Origin of the sequence: Exobacillus caeni (assembly GCF_005747095.1) — a bacterium.
Lineage (GTDB): Bacteria > Bacillota > Bacilli > Bacillales > Guptibacillaceae > Exobacillus > Exobacillus caeni.
In genome coordinates this window covers 618086-637931 of record NZ_SWLG01000001.1, presented here as the reverse complement: position 1 = coordinate 637931, position 19846 = coordinate 618086, and the positions used below count along the sequence as shown (strand labels likewise).

Sequence of the window (19846 nt, the reverse complement as noted above, 5' to 3'; positions counted from 1 at the left end):
CTTAAGGTTGGCCTCCAAGCGTTTAGGGGAAAGTCGGAGGCGCAGTTGTGCTTATCAATAGTGCTATATTTTTCAACAACGCCGGGCATTCTTCTTTGCTAAAAAGTTATATTTTCCTTACGGTAACAAAAAAACCGAGTCCCAGTGGATTCGGTTTCTTTACATCCTGTTCGCTTCATCCTGATGGAGCTTCTTTTTTATCGATACCGCTTTAACATAAAAGAGACCAGCGAAGCCTACCGCTACTAGACTCGTACCGATCAAAATTAACGATTTAGCATTGGATGCGTCTTCTACAGGCAGTAAAGACCCAATATATAAAAACGCGCTCAGGGAAAGCAGTATAAAGCCAAAACGAGTATAGTCTGTGATTTTATCTTTTAAGATTTTGTTTTTCTTGTTGTTCACAGAATCACCCTCTCTGGCTATCATTCTATCATATACCTTTTCAAAATCGGGCATGTAAATGTATCCAGTGTAACTAATCAATGCCTTAAAATACTACATTTTCACACTCTACTGCTAAAAGTTTCACGTAAAAGAAGCCCAGCAGCTGCGGGGCTTCTTAACTTCTTTAGGATAGGGCGTTCTCTAAATCTTCGATCAAATCGTCTGCATCTTCAAGGCCGACGGATATCCGAATAAGGCCTTCTGTGATCCCGAGCTCTTCTCTTCTGTCTTTTGGTATCGATGCATGCGTCATTCTAGCAGGAACGGATATTAAGCTTTCTACTGCACCAAGGCTCTCTGCCAGCGTAAAGTATTTTACCTTTTTTAAAAGCTCATCTGCTTTTTCTCCGCTGCCAACGTCGAATGAAAGCATGCCGCCAAATCCACGCGATTGCTCTACTGCTATGTCATTACCCGGATGGGAAGGAATCCCAGGGTAAAAAATCTTTTCTACTGCCGGGTGGCCTTGAAGAAACTGCACAATTTTTGCGGTGTTTTTCTCATGCTCTTCCATTCGTACCCCGAGTGTTTTTAAGCCTCTCATTAATAGCCATGAATCCTGCGGCCCAAGCACCGCCCCAACAGAATTTTGAATAAAGTGCATCTCTTCAGCCAACTTCTCAGAATTGACAACAACAAGCCCTGCAACAACATCACTATGCCCTCCGATATACTTTGTTGCACTATGGAGAACAACATCTGCACCAAAATCAATAGGATTTTGCCAGTATGGCGTATTAAACGTATTATCTACAATAAGCAGCAAGTTTTTCTCTCTGGCAAACTTTGAGACGCTTTTGATGTCTGTTATCTTTAACAATGGATTTGTTGGCGTTTCGATATAGATCGCTTTTGTATTTTCTTTGATTTCTTTTTCAATATTTGCAATATCAGTCGTGTCTACAAAAGTAGATTCAATTCCAAGTCTGTTAAGTACTTTCGTCATTACCCGGTAGGTTCCGCCGTATACATCATCAGTCAGGATAACATGGTCGCCGGAGTTAAACAGCATCATAACAGAAGAAATAGCAGCCATCCCTGAACCGAAAGCAAATCCAGCTTTACCGTTCTCAAGATCTGTAATCAATTCTTCAAGAGCATGTCGAGTTGGATTTCCAGTTCTCGAATACTCGTATCCGCTGTGTTTTCCTACTTCTTCCTGCTTATAGGTACTAACTTGATAAATCGGAACAGAAACAGCTCCAGTTTGCGGATCGCCGTTTATGCCCCCGTGTATCAGTTTCGTTTTTGGTTTCATTCAAATGCCTCCCTGGTATATCTTTTTGCTCAGGTACCGCTCACTGCTATCCGGAAAAATAGTAACAATATTCGTTCCCGGAGTTGCCTGCTTTGCTTCCAGGAGAGCTGCCTCAAGAGCTGCTCCTGAAGAACTTCCAACTAGCAAGCCTTCCTTTTTTGCAAGCTCTTTCACACGCAAAAATGCAACCCTATCCGTTATTGTGTGTATTGCATCAAAATAGGACGGATCCATATAGTCTGGAAGAAACTCCATCCCGATTCCCTCTGTCTTATGAGGGCCGGATTCTCCACCGTTTAGAATGGAGCCTTCGGGTTCAACAATTACGGTCCTAACCTGCTTATTTTGCTCTTTCAAATAACGGGCAGTTCCCATAAATGTTCCGCCTGTACCGGCACCAGCTATAAACGTAGAAACATTGCCGTCCATTTGCCTCCAAAGTTCCGGTCCTAACGTTTTGTAATAAGTTTCGGGATTCGCCGGATTGCCAAACTGCTGCGGAATATAGGAATTTGCTATTTCTTTTCCCAGCGCTTTTGCCTTTTCAATGGCGCCTTTCATTCCCTTTTCAGTCGGCGTATGGACAATCTTAGCTCCAAGCGCTTTCATTAACTCCTGCTTCTCGATGCTAAATTTTTCAGGAACAACAACGATAAGAGAATACCCTCTATTTAAAACTGCTAACGCAAGGCCGATCCCCGTGTTTCCGGCAGTTGCCTCGATGATCGTTCCGCCTTCTTTTAGTTTTCCTGCTCGGATTGCATCTTCTAGAAGCTCGATCCCCAGCCGGTCTTTTATGCTCCCACCAGGATTATAAAACTCCAGTTTTGCAAACAACCTTACCTGCTCAGGAAGCTCGAAATTAGTGATTTCGACTATTGGTGTATTCCCAATGAGCCCTTTTATACTTTTGAATGTTTCCATAATAGCCGCCTCTTATTTGGCATCTTCCGGAAACACAATGTGCCATTCATCTTTATGCTCCAGCATTTCTCTTGCAATTTCTTTCGCACCTTCCAGGCTATGGTTCGCCGCCCAGCCACACTGGACTTCATTGCACGCAGGCACTTCATCCGCTACCAGTACGTCATTAAGCGTCTTTTCAAGTACATTTAATATTTCATCAAAGTCAGAGTGGTTCAACACTGCCAGATAAAAACCTGTCTGGCAACCCATCGGACCGATATCCACCACATTATCCAGATGATTTCGGATGTTTTCTGCCATTAAATGTTCGATGCTATGAAGGCCGGCCATTTCCATGTGGGCCTTATTCGGCTGCTTAAAGCGAATGTCATATTTATAAATCTCGTCCCCGTGGTGTCCTTTCGTCACCCCCACCAGGCGGACATATGGTGCAACTACCTTCGTGTGATCCAGATTAAAACTTTCTACATTCATTTTTTTAGCCATTACTTTTCAGCTCCTTTACGATTTTTAAAACAAGGTCAGCAGAATTTACAGCTGCTGTTTCAAGGAATTGCTCGAAAGAAACATTCGATTCTTTTCCTGCAATGTCAGATAACGCGCGGATAATAACAAAGGGTATCTCAAATTGCTGGCATACCTGCGCTATCGCAGCCGCTTCCATTTCAGCTGCATACAGGTTGTCAAATTTTGATCTGACAAAATCAACCCTTTCCGGGTCACTCATAAAAGAATCTCCCGTTGCGATTAACCCTTTTACAACTTTATGTTCAGAAATTTCTTCAGCACACTTCTCAGCCACTTTAACCAGGAAAGGGTCAGGAGTGAAAGAAGCAGGCATTTGCGGGACCTGCCCGTATTCATAACCAAATACTGTCGCATCAACATCATGGTGACGTACCTCTGTTGAAATTACTGTATCGCCTACCTGTAAATCTTTGTGAAATCCGCCGGCAGAACCAGTATTAATCACATAATCGGGCTTATAAATTTGGTTCAACAGTGTTGTCGACATTGCTGCATTCACTTTTCCAATGCCGGATTTTAAAAGGATAACATCCTGCCCATCATAAGTTCCTGTAGAGAATTCACAGCCTGCTATAGCTTTATCTTCCCGGCCCTCTAGTTTGTCTAATAAGATTTCTACTTCTTCATCCATTGCTCCGATAACCCCAATTCTCATAAAGCATCTCCTTTTCATTCTTGTTTTACAGCATGAATCAACCAGACAAATTCGTTCATCTGAGTAAACCTGACTTTAAAAGAATATTTCGTTAACATACTCTTAAGTACATCAACCGTCGTGTAATATTCTGTTTTTAAATCCTCCAGTAAGTTATAGTACCCAATTTCTTCCGTTTCCTTTAAGATTTTCTTACGTGCTTCCTCGTTCACGAAAACTGTATCTGCAAATACAATTCTATCATTTAGGGACAGAATCTGACCATAGTTTTGAATAGCGCGCTCTTTTTCATCGTCGGTTAAATGGTGAAAAGCATAAGTGCTAACAATGGAGTTAACGGAATCAATGGATGGAAAATCAAGAAAATCGCCATCATAAATTGGAACTTGCGGGAATTTTTCATTGAATTTTTTACGCATTGCCGCTGAAGGCTCAACACCGACAACAGTTCTTCCCTTTTCAAGCAGCTTTTCTGTCAGATTTCCGGTACCAACACCGAATTCGAGCACATTCCCTGTCGCTTCTTCTGCCACCTTTTTTAAAATTTCTTGATATCCTTCGAATACAGCTTTATATTCCTCATCGTGCCCAGTAACCGTTTGATCATATGAATCTGCCCATCTTTCAAATAGATCAATAAATTCTCTACCCACTTTTTATCCACTCCGTCTTCGGAATTTTAATTCATAGTATTATGGTATGAATAGTATGGTTTAATGGTTATAACTTAGCATACCTAAAATTAATATTCAATCAAAAACATTATTCTTTGTGGAAAACTATTGCCTTTGCCTTTAAAATTAGATATGAATTTTATATGTGGAGGAAGATCAAGATGGAATTTAGTTTAGAAAGAATCGAGGATAAAGTAGAGTTTTTTGAAGCTTCTTCTCTGCCAGAGCTTGAGAAAAAGATTAATGACCAGATTGAAGTTAACAAAGCTTTATTGCTTACGGTCCATCACGTTTCCCATCAGTTTCAAACTGGTTTCCCATCAGTTTCAAACTGATGAGAAAGCGGGAAGGCGTTACTTTACGGCTGTTGTTCATTTTAAGGCGAAATAATTCTCCATAAGAAAAGTGCCCTGCGTTCCGCAGGGCACTTTTGATAATTAGTTTTCAATTGTCTCCTTAGTTTCACTGTCTATCCCTTTGATTGAGAACGGTCCATTTTATTCACACTAACTGGTTTCCAGCCCTGCCCATCAATCCATTCCATTTCTACCCTGTATATCCAATCGCTTACTCCGGCTGGATTAACATCTACATAGGAAAGTTGTGGCCCGCCGTTACCGCCTATCCATACTACAGTCATATCATCACTTAGTCCAGTCGCATATTGGGCAGCTTTTACCTTTTCATTCCAGTCTACTGAACCTTTTTCATAGCTTGACACGTGCTCCCCAGTTTGCTTCGTGCCGATCGGTTCCCACGGACCTTCTAGCTTTGCTTCTCCACTTTCATTTTCTTTATACACTCCGTCTGAGTCTTGTGAATCTTCTTCATCAGCCTTTTCTTTGTCTTCATCGGTTTCAGCAGATTTATCGTCATTAGCAGCTGAATCTCCCTCATCCGTTGTTTCCTCTGATTCCTGGGAATCCGGCTCATCCGTTTCAATACTGTTTCCTTCTTCATCTTGCTTTGTATCATTGCTGGAATCATCACTCGAATCTTTACTTACCTGGCCACTGTCTGCCTGTTCGTCAGTAGTTGCTGCTTCCTCATTATTGTTAAGGAGTAAGCTCGCACCCAGAATTAAAATAAACACAATAACAATTCCGATCAAACTGTTTAAAACAATGTTTTGCTTTCTTTTTTGATTTCGTGCCCTATATCTTGAACTCATACAGTCCTCCCCCAATTTCAGTAAAAAATAATAGGATAATATGCCTTATTTTATCATTGTTATCCTCTCGAATGAAGTCCTAAAAATCCTAACTTATACCTCTTCTATTTTACTAAACATTACTTTATTGAAAAAATTCAACTTCATGTTTCTTATATAAAATCTTAATACAATAAAAAGGCAGAGAGCTTATTGGAAAGCTCCCCACCTAGTAATATTTATGTTCCCACATTAAAAGAATATAAACCCTTAACCATCTCTTCATAGATTTGATATGCCCGGCGATCCGATTCTTCTTGTTTCAGGTCTACGACAACCATTACATATCGTGGATTATCTGCCGGAAAATAGCCGGCAAACCATTGGTTATAAATATTTGATTCACCGCTATGCTGGGCAGTGCCTGATTTCCCTGCAACCTGATAAGGAAGGCTTGCCAGAGACCTCCCAGTCCCCGATTTTACTACTTCTCGCAGAAATTCCTGAAGCTTTGCGTAAGTAAGTGGAGATAAGTTTTTCCCGCGGATATCTTTTTCAGGAAAAGATATAAACGAAGCATTGTTTTCATATAAAATGTCTGACACAACCCTCACCTGTTTTCTTTCTCCGCTGCGGGCAATCGTTGCCATCATGTTAGCAATGGAAAGTGGAGATAATTTAACATTTAATTGCCCTATCGAGGTCTGGTCAATCGCTTTAATCACTTGTTTATCCTGTTCATTTTTAAAAATAACTGCCTGCTCTTCATCTGGCAACTGTTCAAAGTTCGAATAATGGTAAACGGGGCTATGCCATCCTACCAGGCCTTCTATCCCCAGCATTTGAGCCAGTTCTTCAAATGCATCTGGATTCTTCTTAACTAATTCCTCCCCAAGCTCGGTAAAGGCAGCATTACAGCTCTGCGCAAAACTTGCTTTTCCGTTCAGTTCCCCGAGTTTCCTGTTTCCTTCCTTCTGCCTGTAAACTCCCTGGTTACAATCGAATTTTCTATTTTCATCCAGAAGATTGTTTTCTAATGCTCCTGCTGCAACAAGCGTCTTAAAAACCGATCCGGGAAAGTGGCCTTTAACCATTTCATTGGCAGAGCCCACTCCCAGAGGGGAATCTTCATCAAAAGTTGGCCTGCTGACCATCGCCAGCAAATCGTTTGTTTTCGCATCTAACAATACCAGTCCGCCGTGCTTCATACCCGTACGATCAACAGCGTCTTCTGCCATTTGCTGAATCGTTTTATCTATCGTTGTTTTTACTTTTACAGGGAAGAATGGATCAGATGGACTAAAATATTTCACTTCCATTCCAAATAGCGGATTACCCTGTCGGTCTGCGTGATAAAGTAGCTTGCTTTCCCCTTCTGAAATTAGAAACGGATCAAATGCTTTTTGCAATCCCGTTATTCCTACTTTCGTATTTTTTGTTACAGCTCCCTTTTCATACTTTTCAGGATAGCGCCGTTTCACTTCATCGGGATTCAAGCGTGTACTACCTATTAAATGCTGCGCGAACGCTGTCTCCTGTTCTACATTTTCCAGAACTGCATACACACCGGGAATTTTAAGATTATTAACGGCCTCGACCTGCTCAGCAGAGAGATCATTAGTAAATGAAAATGGTTTCTCATGTTTTTGAAGTTCTTTTTTTATCTCACCTGAAGATATATCAATAATTTGTGCTAATTCATTAATAGGCCAGTCCCTTTCTTTTAAAAAGGGAAACAGTACCAGTGACCGCTGTGTATTGCCATCCAGGAATTCTCCGTTTCTGGCAACGATATTTCCTCTGCCGTCGTTGATGGTATACGTTTGTGTACGCTGGTTGACACTGGCTTCTATTAAATTTATCTCATGCTTAGAAAAGGATTCAGTAGAAAGCAATTGAAGTTGGATTAATCGACCAATCATTATCAATATCCCAATAACAAATAAAACCAGAACATGGTAAACCCGTTTACGCTTTCTCATCTCTTTCACCTCTCAAACAGTTTCACCCGTTGAAAGAGGTTTTAAAACTGATCGCTTAAGGTTTTAAAAAGTTTATCCATGTTTTCCGCCTGTGGGCTTCTTCCAGCTATCCTTTGTTGCTTAATATGTTTCACATTGGAGATGAACTGCGACGTAAAGGATGGATGACCGCTGCAGAAATACATTACGCTTTCCGCGGGCTCGCGCTGAGCTGTGCTTTGACGTTCCATATCTTTGAAAAACGTAAATTGGATCCGAGGGCAGTCGGCTACTTGAAAATGTTTTCACATCTTTAGAAAAGAACCTTTTAAAAAACGGTCTGCTGAATGCAGACCGTTTTCCTTAATTGACTTCTAATATTTCTACTTCCATGTCACCGCCGGGTGTTTGAACTGTTACTTTATCGCCGATTTTTTTCCCCATTAAGCTTCTAGCCATAGGAGAATCGTTTGAAATTTTACCTTCAAAGGGATCGGCTTCCGCACTACCTACAATTGTATAAGTTTCTTCGTCCCCATCTGGAAGCTCGATAAACTTAACAGATTTACCGATAGAAACTTCATTTGAAGCTGTATCTGTTTCCTCTATAATAACTGCATTACGAATCATTTTTTCCACAGATTGAATACGGGATTCAACAAATGCTTGCTCATCTTTTGCTGCGTCATATTCTGAGTTCTCAGAAAGGTCGCCAAAGCTGCGAGCAACTTTAATTCGTTCTACAACTTCTTTTCTTTTTTCTATTTTTAAGTATTCAAGCTCCTGCTCTAGCTTCTCCTTTCCTTCCTGGGTCATATAATACTTCTTATCTTCTACCATACCATTCAACTCCTTCATGTATTAGGGCATCTTATCAACTTAAACTGTATGAAAAAAAGAGGTATTTATACCTCAATTTCATGAGAAAGCATCTACTTGAAGATTCTAAGGTGTTAAAGCATTGATTTTTCTTGAAGAATGGTTTTTATTTTTGTAACCATCAAATCAATTGCTACCCGGTTTTGACCGCCTTCAGGGATAATGATATCGGCATACCGTTTCGTCGGTTCAACAAACTGAAGGTGCATCGGCCTGACAACAGATGTGTACTGATCGACTACTGAATCCAAAGTCCGGCCCCTGTCACGTATATCGCGAGTAAGCCGTCTCAAAATTCGAATATCTGCATCCGTATCCACGAACACTTTAATGGCCATCAGATCTCTAAGTCGTTCGTCTTCAAGTATTAAAATACCTTCCAAAATAATGACATCTTTTGGTTCGATAGGAATAATTTTATCAGATCTTGTATGAACTGTATAGTCGTACACTGGTTTTTCAATAGGCTCGTACCGCATCAACTGTTTAACATGCTTGATGATCAGGTCATTGTCAAAAGCCAGCGGATGGTCATAGTTTGTTTGAAGCCTTTCTTCCATCGATTTTTCACTCTGGTCTTTATAATAAGCATCCTGCTCTAAAATTAAAACTGACTTATCTTTAAACTGCTTATAAATTTCTTTAGTTACGGTGGTTTTTCCTGAACCGGAACCGCCGGCAACTCCAATTACTATAGGTCTATCTACCATAAATCTACCCTTCCCATCTCAATAAGAACATATGCTATACTCTCTATTTACCATAGCCTGTGTTTTTCCAAACTCATTGCTTCTCGCTAATAATGACTCCATCCCCAATCGGATAAACTGTCGATTGAAAATCAGGATGTTCCATTAAATACTGGTTATATGAACGAAGTTTCTTTACCATCGTTTTGAATCGTTTTTCTGTTACCCCTTCTTCAGCAACCATTCCCCGAAACAGGATATTATCCGAAATAACGATACCATCTTTTTCAACAAGGGGTGCGTACTCATCGAAAAACTTTTGATACTGGCCTTTTGCTGCATCGATGAATACCGCCTGATAAGGTGCCTTCGCTTTGATATCTTCGGCTAATTCTAGAGCATCGCCAAACAATACCTCTATTCGATTTCTTTCTTCTGCATGTTCAAGAAAATCGACCGCTTTCTTATATCGAGCTTCGTCTTTTTCTACTGTGACTATATGAACATCCGGAACCGTTTTTGCCATTCTAAGGGCAGAGTACCCGATCGCTGTTCCGATCTCCAGAATTTTTTTCGGCTGTTTAAAGGAGAGGATTTGCAGCATTACATCCAGGCTTGTCTGTTCCATTATCGGAACATGATGGATATTTGCATACTCTTCCATTTCTTTTACTAATCCTTCCCTATTATTCCGTAATGATTCGAGGTATTGTTCAATTGAATCCGATATCATCATACTGCCTCCTTAACCCGCATTATTTTACCATAACAAAAAGGGGAATGCGAGCATGTACCCGATTCCCCCCGAACAATAATTTTTGCCAGTCTCTTATTAATTGTTTTTTTCTTTTTGCTTCTTTCGGTATTCTTCCCATTCACCATCGTATTTTGCCCTGATTTTGTTATGTTCTGCATTTGTTTTTGAGAAGTATACCTCGCCTGTAGGACGAGCATAGAAGTACAGGTAATCTGTATCTGCCGGACTAACGGCAGCCTTGATCGAAGCTTCCCCGGGATTGGCGATCGGTCCGATAGGTAATCCACGGTTTTTATACGTGCTGTAAGGAGAATCAATTCCAAGATCCTTCTTACTGATAGAAGCACTGTGCCTTCCTAATGCATAGAGAATCGTCGGGTCAGTTTGAAGAGGCATCTCCTGTTCAATCCGATTATAGAAAACACTTGATATTTTTTCTCTGTCGGCTTTTTGAGTTGCTTCTTCTTCAATCAAGGAAGCGAGTGTCATAATTTCATGAATGTTATAGTTCTTCCCGTCAATTTGGTCTTGATACTTGCCAAGCACACTTTGCGTTTTCTTCAGCATGGTTTGAACTGCTTTTTCGATCGTAGGCTCTTCCGAGAATTCATAGGTTGCCGGGAATAAATAACCTTCGAGCGGGTACTTTATGTCCTCTTTCATGATTTCTTCTGTCAAGAACGGATACGTATTTATCAAGGATTTAACGTATTCCTTGTCATTCAATTTAGCCATTACCTCTTCTTGAGTACTATCGGTCGCTTTTGCAATCCGCTTTGCAACATCCGGAACCCAGATACCCTCTGGAACGGTAATTTTAGCTACAACTTCTTTCATCACTTTTCCATTTTTTAATTTCGCGATTATCTGGTCGAGGGACATGGATGGAGAAAACTCATAGTCCCCAGCCTGAAAATCAGTCTCGTTTTTATATTTAACATAATAGCGAAACGCAGTCGCGTCCTTTATAATGTTTTCTTCTTCTAAGATTTTTCCAATCGAAGTCGTTGAAGAACCGATCGGAATGGAGACCTGTACCTTTTTATCGTTCTCTGGATTAACAGGTTCTAAGGTGTTTTTTATATAGAAATACCCTCCAACTATTACAGCTGCAAAAGTGATTAATAGCAATGATAAAATGATGATAACGATTCTTCGCACGGTTCTATTCTCCTCTTGCCGCTGATAAAGATTGTTCAGGTAGGCATCTTTCTTTTCTGTCAAACCCGTCCTCCCCCTTTCACCTGTTCTATTATACTATAATCCGACAAAATTTCATCATTAGAGACGAAGTTTGTCATAAATTCATCTATTTCTGATTATACCCTTTGTTGGCTAGTTGTTGGAAGGGTTTTCCTGATTTTCGTTTGAACAGAGCATTTTGCTCTCCTGGCGGCTCATATGCATACCCGGCTTCTTACATGCGAGCATGACGCAGCCGGGTACACATATGAGCCGGTCGCTGGCGCTCTATCAAAAAAGATTATCCATCTTTTTTTAGGGAGAGCGAAGATGTGTCGCTTTGTGGTCTTCGTTTTCATACCTAAATAAGAGAAGTTTATTTCTAGAACAAAAAAAGAAAAGGCGGGGTTTCCGCCTTTTTCTGGTTATTCTTCGTCTTCGTTTTCAGAGAATGTATTTAGCATTTCTTCGACCATTTCCCATTCTTCGTCTGATTCGATTGGGTATAGTTCAAGATCGTCGTCTTTTTCGCCTTTTTCTTCGAATCGGAACGCAAATACTTCTACTTCTTCCTCTTCATCCGTTTCGGAATCTACCGGGATGACGGCCATGTATGAATTCCCAGTCGTATCTACATCGAAAGTAAATAGAACTTCAAATAAATGTTCTTCGCCGTTTTCGTCCGGAATGATGATTCGTTCTCTTTCTTCTTTGCTCATTTTATCACCTCATTATCGTTGATTGCTGTCCAGATAGCCCTGAAGAATCATGACAGCTGCCATTTTATCAATGACTTTTTTCCTTTTCTTGCGGCTTACATCTGCAGAAATAAGCATCCGTTCAGCGGCCATGGTAGTCAACCTTTCATCCCACATCATAACCGGCACTTCATAGGATTCCCGTAGCTGTTCTGCAAATTCCATACATATTTTCCCGCTCGGCCCAATTGAACCATCCATATTCTTCGGCAAACCGACGACTATCTTATCCAGTTCATAAGATTTAATAATTTCTTTTAGCCTCTCGGGAAGTACATCGCCGTGGTGGGGGTTTCTTTTTACGGTCTCAATCCCCTGGGCAGTCCAGCCCATTTCGTCACTAACGGCGACGCCGATTGTCTTAGATCCCACGTCCAGCCCTAAAATTCTCATGCCGTTAATCCTGTTGATGGTGATTTAAGTACGATTTAACCAGCTCTTCAATCAACTCATCACGTTCCAATTTTCTAATTAGGCTTCTGGCATCGTTATGTCTTGGAATGTATGCAGGATCACCGGAAAGAAGGTAACCTACGATTTGGTTGATCGGATTATAGCCTTTTTCTTGAAGAGCACTGTAAACCGTGAGCAATACTTCTTTTACGTTCTGGTTGTAGGAATCTTCAGGGAAATTAAACTTCATAGTCTTGTCCATCGAGCCCATTGCTTACACCTCTTTCTCAGTTCCAATAAGTTCTAACAGCCTTGTCTTCTTTCATTGTACACTACTGCTTATGAATTAGGAAACCGTTTTAACCCATTCTGTAACATAAGCAAGAGCATCATTTAGCTTTTCTGGCTCTTTTCCGCCAGCCTGCGCCATATCTGGACGGCCGCCGCCGCCGCCCCCACATCGGGATGCCACTTCTTTAATTAGCTTTCCTGCATGATAGCCTTGCTTTATCAAGTCATCCGTAACACCGGCTACGAGCTGTACCTTTCCATCATTGCCACTTCCAAGTACAACAATACCGGAGCCGAGGTCCTTTTTTAATCCGTCGACTACAGAACGAAGATTATTCATATCTGAAACGTCCATGCGTTTTGCAATAACTTTTATTCCATCTACTTCTTCAACGTCCTCTAGCACACTTTTCGCCTCTAGATTAGATAGTTTCGCTGACAAAGAATCATTTTGCCTTTGCAGCTCACGGAGTTGACTTTGTAACCCTTCAATTCTGGAAGGTACTTCTTTAAAATTGGATTTTAGAAGAGAAGCAGAATTTTTAAGCAATCCAACAAGGTCGTTTAACGCGTTGTATGCAGCTTTTCCTGTCACAGCTTCGATGCGTCGTGTTCCTGCACCGATTCCGGTCTCAGCCACGATTTTAAACAATCCTATTTCTGCCGTGTTACGGACATGGGTACCGCCGCAAAGCTCCAGGCTGTAATCTCCAACTTGAACCACCCGTACTTCTTTTCCATACTTTTCGCCAAATAAAGCCATCGCTCCCATTTGTTTTGCTTCCTCAAGCGGTTTAATCATAACATTTACAGGTATGTTATCCCAAATTTTCTCATTGACGATCGACTCGATTTTTTCAAGCTCGGCCTGTGTGATTTGGCCAAAATGCGAAAAGTCAAAACGAAGTCGTTTTGGCTCAACGAGGGAACCTGCCTGATTGACATGTTCACCAAGTACATCCTTCAATGCCTGGTGAAGCAAGTGAGTCGCCGTATGGTTTTTCAATATATCGGTCCGCTCTGCCAAATGGATTTCAGCTGTAACTTCCATGCCATTCTGAATAGGCCCAGCTTCAACTTTCCCTGTATGAAGATGCTGTCCGTTTGGAGCTTTTTGAACGTCTTTGATAATGACCTTAACACCATTGCCGAAGATTACTCCTTTATCAGCAACCTGCCCTCCGCTCTCTGCATAAAAAGGTGTATTGGTTAAGATCAGCTGAACTTCTTCCCCTTCAGCTGCCATGTCCACGAGTTCGCTGTCTTTTAAAATAGCAGCGATTTCCGTTTTGCCTGAAAGGTTTTCATATCCGATAAAATCACTATCTATCTTAAGATCGCCGAGAGCGCCTCCCTGAACCTGCATGGAACCTACATCCTGGCGAGCCTCACGTGCCCTCTGGCGCTGCATTTCCATTTCATTTTCAAAGCCTTTTTCATCCACACTCATGTTTTCTTCTTCTGCGTATTCCTGTGTTAATTCATATGGGAAGCCGTACGTATCATACAAACGGAACGCATCTTTACCGGAAATAACATTGCTTCCGTTTTCTTTTTCTTTCTTAACAATCTGTGAAAGAATAGCCAGGCCTTCGTTAATCGTCTCATGGAAACGTTCTTCTTCTGTTTTGATCACCTTTTGGACAAAGTCCGCTTTTTCCTTAACTTCCGGATAAAAGTCCACCATGATATCTGCTACAACCGGAACCAACTCATACATAAATGGTCTGTTGATATTGATTTGTTTTGCAAAGCGAACAGCACGGCGAAGCAATCTTCGAAGTACATAGCCTCTTCCCTCATTAGAAGGCAATGCTCCATCTGTGATTGCAAATGCAACAGTACGGATGTGGTCAGCGATCACTTTGAACGCAGTATCTTTCCCTTTCTCTTCTCCATATTTTTCGCCAGCAATTTTTTCTGTTTCTTTGATAATCGGCATAAACAAATCAGTATCATAGTTAGTTCTTGCATCCTGTATAACAGAAACCATTCGCTCTAAGCCCATTCCTGTATCGATGTTTTTCTTCGGAAGCGGCGTATAAGACCCGTCAGGATTGTGATTAAATTGGGAAAACACAAGGTTCCAGATCTCAAGATAGCGTTCGTTCTCTCCGCCTGGATATAGTTCAGGATCATTTCCGTCGTTCCCGTAATCTTCTCCACGATCATAGAAAATCTCCGTATTTGGTCCGCTTGGTCCTTCTCCAATATCCCAGAAGTTTCCTTCCAGACGGATGATTCTTTCTTTTGGAATGCCAACTTTCTCTCTCCATAAGGTGTAAGCTTCATCATCTTCTGGATGGATTGTAACAGATAGCTTTTCTGGATCGAAGCCAATCCACTTTTCGCTCGTTAGAAACTCCCATGCCCAGAGAATCGCTTCTTCTTTAAAATAGTCACCGATTGAAAAATTTCCTAGCATTTCAAAAAATGTATGGTGCCTTGCAGTTTTTCCGACGTTTTCAATATCGTTTGTCCGAATTGATTTTTGTGCATTAACGATTCTTGGATTTTCCGGTATGACTCGTCCATCAAAATACTTTTTTAATGTAGCGACCCCACTGTTAATCCAGAGAAGTGTAGGGTCTTCATGCGGAACGAGTGAAGCACTTGGTTCTACAGAGTGTCCTTTTTCTTTGAAAAAATCAAGAAACATTTGCCTAACGTCTGCTGAAGTTAAACTTTTCATTATGTTACCCTCCTAAATGTGAAAACGATAGTTGAAAAACAGCTGCGAAAGAGTTGGAATTCAGGCAGTAGTGTATGAAAGAAAACAAAAAAACTCTCATCCCTGTAAAAACAGGGACGAGAGTAATTCACGCGGTACCACCCTGGTTATGAACAAAATATTTTGTTCACCACCTCATCAACCTTAACGCGGCTGGACGGCAGGGATTAACCCGCTCTCAGGACTAGCGTTCCGATAACCTGCTGCCTGGGATTCTCTCAGCCGTGAAATCCCTCTCTGCGAAAGCATAGCTTCCTGAGGCCAGTGTTAACGTACTCGATCCGTCATCAAATTTCTTTATCCGTTTTCATTCGTTATGGCATGATTATAGTCAATGCTTTATTTTTTGTCAACGTTTTGCAGTAAATGCGACATGCTTTATCACTACTTTAAGAACCGCCAGTATCGGCACAGCTAGAATCAATCCTGGGATTCCGCCGACTTCCCCTCCGATCAAAAGACCGAAGATGATGATGACCGGGTGGATATGCAAGCTTCTTCCAACAATATAAGGGGAAAGGATATTGCTCTCGATAAATTGCAGAATTAAAATTAAACCCACTACATAAATCAGCATTTTCATCGATACAGTCATAGCGATGACCAACGCCGGGAACGCTCCAATAATCGGACCAAAATAAGGGATTAAATCAGTAATACCTACGATAACGCCGAGCAGGATCGGATAAGGCATACCGATTATCCAGAATCCGATAATTCCTAGCACAACAAGGGCACTGATGACTAAAAATTGGCCCCTTATATAATTACCCAGGGATTCATCGATTTCGTTTAAAAGTTGCTTTCCTGGCGTTCTCCACTTTTTAGGTGTTATGTACCAGACAGCTTTTTTAATGTCTTCAAAGTCTTTTAAGAAATAAAACACTAAGAAAGGCGTTATGAAAAGAAGAAAAAGTGAACCGATCAACTTCTTAAATATCTCCAATACAGCGTTAAGCATCTCATTGACATATACTTCAACGCTATGGAGTGTTTCATCGATTCTTGTTTGAAAAGCGGGTGGGAAATTTGAAGTACTTCGATAAAGTTCATTTATCCAGACCCGATATGTTTCTACTAACTGTGGCAGGTTATCTGCAAGCTCCTGTGTTTGCTTGATGGCATATGGTGTTCCCTTAAAGGCAGCATAGCCGATTCCACCAAAGAAAAGAAAGTAAATTATTAAAATGGCTAAGGCACGCGGCAGGCCCTCTTCATGAATTTTTTCAACAATCGGGTGTAGCAAGTAAGTGATCAACGCGGCGGTTAGTACCGGAACAGCAATCGTCAGCAACAGGGCAAGGACCGGTTCCCAAATCGGAGCAAGCTTTAAAAATAAATATCCGCATAGAAAAAGCAATAGTATTGTTGTTATCCTAATGAGCCAGTTAAGGTTCCATTCTTTTTTCATTATGGATCCCTCCATAACGATAGTTTGTTTCATTTACAGTACTTTATTACAATTTCGTTCTATAATGTTTTAAACGCAAACAGCCTGCCTCATAGTGAGACAGGCTTCAAAAGAACTACATTTCTGCTTGTAAATCTTCAGCTTCAAAAAGGTCATCAAGCGAGGTGAGTGTGCCGTCTTCTTCAACTTGATGAAGGGATAAGCTTCCATTAGACATGGTCATCTCAATAAAGCAACTCCAGCAATAGTATTGGTTAGCTCCGATTTTGCCAATATTTTTGCTTTTGCAATTCGGGCAATGCATCAGTTTCTCCTCCCCAGAAAAGTAACAACCCTGTCAGAAAACGTTTATTCTACGAGCAAAGCATCCTTTCCGATCGTTAGGTTTGTTGTTACATCGATTTGTTTTTGGCCCTCTGTAATATCAGAGAACCATCCGTCGGTTACGATAATCCCTAACATCCTGCCCGATTCTTCTTCAAAATATACGTCTTCGACAAGGCCCATTTTTTGGCCGTTCTGTTTTAAGAGAGGCTTTCCTTTAATTGCACATTGCCTGTGGCACATCGTATTCCAATCTTTTTTTCGATGAAAGAACGGGACACACGGCTCCGCCTGATGGAGGATGATCCCATCTTCGCCGATGCTGCAAATCGCTTCGATCGGAATGATCTGATGGCCTCTTAGAAAACCTTTCCAATCAACCAGCAAACCGTGGATAGTCTGATTTGCAATAATTAAATCGATTACTTTTCCGATTTGCCCCGCCGCATTCTTTTCATATACCGGCAGGCCTTTTAAAGCAGAAAATGTCCGCAAAAGAATCACACCTTTCCCGAACATTTTTATTTTGCTATATTTTCTTCTCCTTCATACGGAGGCAATGTTTCCAATAATTCCTGCTGGAGCTTTTGTTTAAGCATTGTGTTTCGGTTTGTGTCAACCTTCTTTTCAACTGCCAAATGAAAAGCCGGTTTCTCTCCGCACATGATTAAATAATCCCTGCTTCGAGTTATAGCAGTATAGATTAAATTTCTTCTAAGCATACGGTAGTATCCTCTTACAACGGGCAAAACAACGATAGGAAATTCTGAACCCTGTGCCTTATGGATCGAAGTGCAATACGCATGTGTGATCTGATTAAAGTCCTGCCGATAGTAGACAACCTCCTGGCCTTCAAATGACACGACAAGCTGATCTTCTTTTTCGGTATTTTCCTTCGCATAAAAAATCGAAACAATCTCCCCAATATCTCCGTTAAAGACATTTTCATCAGGATTGTTTACAAGCTGCAGCACTTTATCCCCGGTCCTGTAGATCACTTCGCCATGGGCAAGCTGTCTTCTTTGCTCATTTTTAGGATTAAAAAGTTCCTGAAGGTCTTTATTTAATTGTTCGATCCCTGCACTGCCACGATAAATCGGAGCCAGTACTTGAATATCCTTCTGCGTATATCCTTTTTTCAGAGCATTTTCACAGACCTGTTTTACAACTTTTTGTATTTGGGCCTGGCTGCAGGGAAAGAACCTCGTATCCGAGGTAGGGTCTGTTAAGTTTTCAGGTGTTTCACCTGCTTTGATGGAGTGGGCGAGCTGGATAATCGCCGAACCTTCGGCCTGGCGGTAAATATCGACAAGCTGGGTTAACGGGATTACATTGGAATCGATAAGATCCTTTAACACTTGGCCGGGACCAACTGAAGGCAGCTGGTCTTCATCTCCAACCAGTACCACTTGTATGTGATCTGGCAATGACTTAAACAACTGATTGGCCAGCCAGACATCCACCATAGAAACTTCATCTACTATCAGCAGTTTCGCCTTTATCGGATTGTCCTCATCCTTTTCAAATCCTCCCTCTCCCTTCCAGCCAAGAAGCCGGTGGATAGTGAAAGCCGGAAGACCGGTCGCTTCGCTCATTCGTTTAGCAGCCCTTCCAGTCGGTGCCGCCAGCATGATCGGAAAAGGGTTTTCTTTTGAATAATCTTTAACGTTCAATGAAACGCCGTTTAACTCAGCATATAACTCAACGATACCTTTTGTAACCGTTGTTTTTCCTGTACCCGGTCCTCCTGTTAAAACCATCAATGGGGAGGACAATGCTTTTTGGATCGCTTCTTTTTGGGAAGTGGCATACTCGATCTCAAGACGCTCTTCAAGATCTCCAAGCGCTTTATAAAATGCATCAACTGAAAAGGAATCATTGTATTCGGTCTGTGCGAGAATTCGCTTAATATTCGTGACAAGGCCTTTTTCAGCAAAATAAAGAGAATGAAGATAAATCCGTTCGCGATCGAGAATAAGTTTATCCTCTTCATATAAGGCGATCAACTCTCTTGAAATGTCAGCTTCATCAATTATTTGGCGGTCATTTAGAAGTTCTTGAACATGATTGATAAGAACATCGTACTCTAAATAAACATGCCCCTCCTGCAACGAGAGCTCCTGCAAGCAAAATAAGCATGCAGCCCGTATACGCTCTGGATGCTTTCCTTCAAGGCCGATCGACTTTCCGAGTTCATCAGCTCTTCTAAACCCAATGCCTTCGATATCGTGAATCATTTGATATGGGTTCGTTTCGATGATATCCAATGTTTCTTGCTGATAGGTCTTATATATTTTCATTGATAACTGCGGTCCGAAGCCAAACTCAGATAGCCGGATCATTACCTGTTCAAGCCCCTGATGTTCGAGAAGACTCTCATGGAGCTTCTTAGCCTTTGCTTCAGAAAGCTTCGGAATCCCTTCAAGGCAGGCAGGATCCTTCATTACTTTATTAATGGCATTCTCGCCAAGACTATCCACGATACTTTCCGCTATTTTCTTTCCGATTCCAGAAAACAGGTCGCTTGAAAGATATTGGACCAACCCATCTCTTGTTTTAGGCACATGCCTCTGAAAGGTTTCCACCTGGTATTGGCGTCCATACTTCGGATGTTCGGTGAATCCTCCGTAGAAAATGTACAATTCGTCTTCATGAAGCATTGGAAATAAACCCGTAATAACCACTTCTTTTTCATCCGTGATTTCGTTTGTTTCTTTTATACGGATTCTTGCCACACCATACATGCTATCTTCATTGTAATAAATCATGTGAATCAGTTTGCCTTTTATAAACTTCTTTTGCTCAATCGTTTCAGACACTGCTACTCT

20 protein-coding genes and 1 pseudogene are annotated in these 19846 nt (G+C 41.3%); 1 reads left to right on the top strand and 20 read right to left on the bottom strand.

Annotated elements, in window-relative coordinates; translation table 11 throughout:
* Window positions 1-159 precede the first annotated feature (159 nt).
* From FCL54_RS03130 to FCL54_RS03105, 6 genes are all read right to left on the bottom strand, one after another.
* Entirely contained in the window at window positions 160-462 is a 303-nt protein-coding gene (locus FCL54_RS03130) for a YrhC family protein (protein ID WP_138123032.1), read from the bottom strand.
* Window positions 463-574: 112 nt separating this feature from the next.
* A complete protein-coding gene (locus FCL54_RS03125) occupies window positions 575-1708 on the bottom strand; it encodes a bifunctional cystathionine gamma-lyase/homocysteine desulfhydrase (RefSeq protein ID WP_138123030.1) in 1134 nt (377 codons plus the stop codon).
* On the bottom strand, window positions 1709-2632 hold the full coding sequence (locus FCL54_RS03120; RefSeq protein WP_138123028.1) for a PLP-dependent cysteine synthase family protein: 924 nt from the start codon (window positions 2630-2632) through the stop codon (window positions 1709-1711).
* Between the two features lie 12 nt (window positions 2633-2644).
* Window positions 2645-3121: an S-ribosylhomocysteine lyase gene (locus tag FCL54_RS03115; protein WP_138123026.1), complete on the bottom strand. Its 477-nt coding sequence runs from the start codon at window positions 3119-3121 to the stop codon at window positions 2645-2647.
* Window positions 3114-3818, bottom strand: a complete 705-nt coding sequence (mtnN, locus tag FCL54_RS03110) for a 5'-methylthioadenosine/S-adenosylhomocysteine nucleosidase (RefSeq protein WP_138123024.1) — start codon at window positions 3816-3818, stop codon at window positions 3114-3116. Before mtnN ends, FCL54_RS03115 begins: the two co-directional genes overlap by 8 nt.
* A gap of 14 nt (window positions 3819-3832) precedes the next feature.
* Window positions 3833-4471 (bottom strand): class I SAM-dependent DNA methyltransferase, encoded by a 639-nt coding sequence (locus FCL54_RS03105; protein WP_138123022.1) that lies wholly within the window; start codon window positions 4469-4471, stop codon window positions 3833-3835.
* Window positions 4472-4653: 182 nt separating this feature from the next.
* On the opposite strand from FCL54_RS03105, the pseudogene FCL54_RS03100 reads away from it, so the two are divergent.
* Window positions 4654-4882, top strand: a pseudogene (locus tag FCL54_RS03100) (DUF2536 family protein).
* A 79-nt stretch (window positions 4883-4961) separates the two neighbouring features.
* On the opposite strand, the gene FCL54_RS03090 reads toward FCL54_RS03100, so the two are convergent.
* From FCL54_RS03090 to recD2, 14 genes are all read right to left on the bottom strand, one after another.
* Window positions 4962-5663: a YrrS family protein gene (locus FCL54_RS03090; RefSeq protein WP_138123016.1), complete on the bottom strand. Its 702-nt coding sequence runs from the start codon at window positions 5661-5663 to the stop codon at window positions 4962-4964.
* A 218-nt stretch (window positions 5664-5881) separates the two neighbouring features.
* Window positions 5882-7624 carry a peptidoglycan D,D-transpeptidase FtsI family protein gene (locus FCL54_RS03085; RefSeq protein WP_138123014.1) on the bottom strand — a complete coding sequence of 581 codons (1743 nt, stop codon included), beginning with the start codon at window positions 7622-7624 and terminating at the stop codon, window positions 5882-5884.
* Window positions 7625-7966: 342 nt separating this feature from the next.
* Window positions 7967-8443, bottom strand: a complete 477-nt coding sequence (greA, locus tag FCL54_RS03080) for a transcription elongation factor GreA (protein WP_138123012.1) — start codon at window positions 8441-8443, stop codon at window positions 7967-7969.
* Window positions 8444-8556: 113 nt separating this feature from the next.
* Window positions 8557-9192: a uridine kinase gene (gene udk / locus FCL54_RS03075; protein ID WP_138123010.1), complete on the bottom strand. Its 636-nt coding sequence runs from the start codon at window positions 9190-9192 to the stop codon at window positions 8557-8559.
* A gap of 73 nt (window positions 9193-9265) precedes the next feature.
* Window positions 9266-9904: an O-methyltransferase gene (locus FCL54_RS03070; RefSeq protein ID WP_138123008.1), complete on the bottom strand. Its 639-nt coding sequence runs from the start codon at window positions 9902-9904 to the stop codon at window positions 9266-9268.
* Window positions 9905-10003: 99 nt separating this feature from the next.
* Entirely contained in the window at window positions 10004-11152 is a 1149-nt protein-coding gene (mltG, locus tag FCL54_RS03065; RefSeq protein ID WP_138123006.1) for an endolytic transglycosylase MltG, read from the bottom strand.
* Between the two features lie 383 nt (window positions 11153-11535).
* On the bottom strand, window positions 11536-11829 hold the full coding sequence (locus tag FCL54_RS03060) for a DUF1292 domain-containing protein (RefSeq protein ID WP_138123004.1): 294 nt from the start codon (window positions 11827-11829) through the stop codon (window positions 11536-11538).
* 12 nt (window positions 11830-11841) lie between these two features.
* A complete protein-coding gene (ruvX, locus tag FCL54_RS03055; RefSeq protein ID WP_138123002.1) occupies window positions 11842-12261 on the bottom strand; it encodes a Holliday junction resolvase RuvX in 420 nt (139 codons plus the stop codon).
* Window positions 12262-12265: 4 nt separating this feature from the next.
* Window positions 12266-12532 carry an IreB family regulatory phosphoprotein gene (locus FCL54_RS03050; RefSeq protein ID WP_138123000.1) on the bottom strand — a complete coding sequence of 89 codons (267 nt, stop codon included), beginning with the start codon at window positions 12530-12532 and terminating at the stop codon, window positions 12266-12268.
* A gap of 75 nt (window positions 12533-12607) precedes the next feature.
* Complete coding sequence (alaS, locus tag FCL54_RS03045) at window positions 12608-15244, bottom strand: alanine--tRNA ligase (protein ID WP_138122998.1); 2637 nt, start codon at window positions 15242-15244, stop codon at window positions 12608-12610.
* 388 nt (window positions 15245-15632) lie between these two features.
* Window positions 15633-16694 carry an AI-2E family transporter gene (locus FCL54_RS03040; protein WP_138122996.1) on the bottom strand — a complete coding sequence of 354 codons (1062 nt, stop codon included), beginning with the start codon at window positions 16692-16694 and terminating at the stop codon, window positions 15633-15635.
* Window positions 16695-16809: 115 nt separating this feature from the next.
* The gene (locus FCL54_RS03035) at window positions 16810-16998 is read right to left on the bottom strand and encodes a hypothetical protein (RefSeq protein ID WP_425467091.1); all 189 of its coding nucleotides are present in this window, start codon (window positions 16996-16998) and stop codon (window positions 16810-16812) included.
* A 44-nt stretch (window positions 16999-17042) separates the two neighbouring features.
* Window positions 17043-17513, bottom strand: coding sequence for a PRC-barrel domain-containing protein (locus FCL54_RS03030; RefSeq protein WP_171016649.1), 471 nt, complete (start codon window positions 17511-17513; stop codon window positions 17043-17045).
* A gap of 26 nt (window positions 17514-17539) precedes the next feature.
* The gene (gene recD2 / locus FCL54_RS03025) at window positions 17540-19837 is read right to left on the bottom strand and encodes an SF1B family DNA helicase RecD2 (RefSeq protein WP_281281343.1); all 2298 of its coding nucleotides are present in this window, start codon (window positions 19835-19837) and stop codon (window positions 17540-17542) included.
* Between the last annotated feature and the right edge of the window lie 9 nt (window positions 19838-19846).

Bases quoted from the DNA above. Each gene is read 5' to 3' on its own strand.
- FCL54_RS03130 (WP_138123032.1), bottom strand. From the start codon at position 462: ATGCCCGATTTTGAAAAGGTATATGATAGAATGATAGCCAGAGAGGGT.
- FCL54_RS03125 (WP_138123030.1), bottom strand. From the start codon at position 1,708: ATGAAACCAAAAACGAAACTGATACACGGGGGCATAAACGGCGATCCG.
- FCL54_RS03120 (WP_138123028.1), bottom strand. From the start codon at position 2,632: ATGGAAACATTCAAAAGTATAAAAGGGCTCATTGGGAATACACCAATA.
- FCL54_RS03115 (WP_138123026.1), bottom strand. From the start codon at position 3,121: ATGGCTAAAAAAATGAATGTAGAAAGTTTTAATCTGGATCACACGAAG.
- mtnN (WP_138123024.1), bottom strand. From the start codon at position 3,818: ATGAGAATTGGGGTTATCGGAGCAATGGATGAAGAAGTAGAAATCTTA.
- FCL54_RS03090 (WP_138123016.1), bottom strand. From the start codon at position 5,663: ATGAGTTCAAGATATAGGGCACGAAATCAAAAAAGAAAGCAAAACATT.
- FCL54_RS03085 (WP_138123014.1), bottom strand. From the start codon at position 7,624: ATGAGAAAGCGTAAACGGGTTTACCATGTTCTGGTTTTATTTGTTATT.
- greA (WP_138123012.1), bottom strand. From the start codon at position 8,443: ATGGTAGAAGATAAGAAGTATTATATGACCCAGGAAGGAAAGGAGAAG.
- udk (WP_138123010.1), bottom strand. From the start codon at position 9,192: ATGGTAGATAGACCTATAGTAATTGGAGTTGCCGGCGGTTCCGGTTCA.
- FCL54_RS03070 (WP_138123008.1), bottom strand. From the start codon at position 9,904: ATGATATCGGATTCAATTGAACAATACCTCGAATCATTACGGAATAAT.
- FCL54_RS03060 (WP_138123004.1), bottom strand. From the start codon at position 11,829: ATGAGCAAAGAAGAAAGAGAACGAATCATCATTCCGGACGAAAACGGC.
- ruvX (WP_138123002.1), bottom strand. From the start codon at position 12,261: ATGAGAATTTTAGGGCTGGACGTGGGATCTAAGACAATCGGCGTCGCC.
- FCL54_RS03050 (WP_138123000.1), bottom strand. From the start codon at position 12,532: ATGGGCTCGATGGACAAGACTATGAAGTTTAATTTCCCTGAAGATTCC.
- alaS (WP_138122998.1), bottom strand. From the start codon at position 15,244: ATGAAAAGTTTAACTTCAGCAGACGTTAGGCAAATGTTTCTTGATTTT.
- FCL54_RS03040 (WP_138122996.1), bottom strand. From the start codon at position 16,694: ATGAAAAAAGAATGGAACCTTAACTGGCTCATTAGGATAACAACAATA.
- FCL54_RS03035 (WP_425467091.1), bottom strand. From the start codon at position 16,998: ATGCATTGCCCGAATTGCAAAAGCAAAAATATTGGCAAAATCGGAGCT.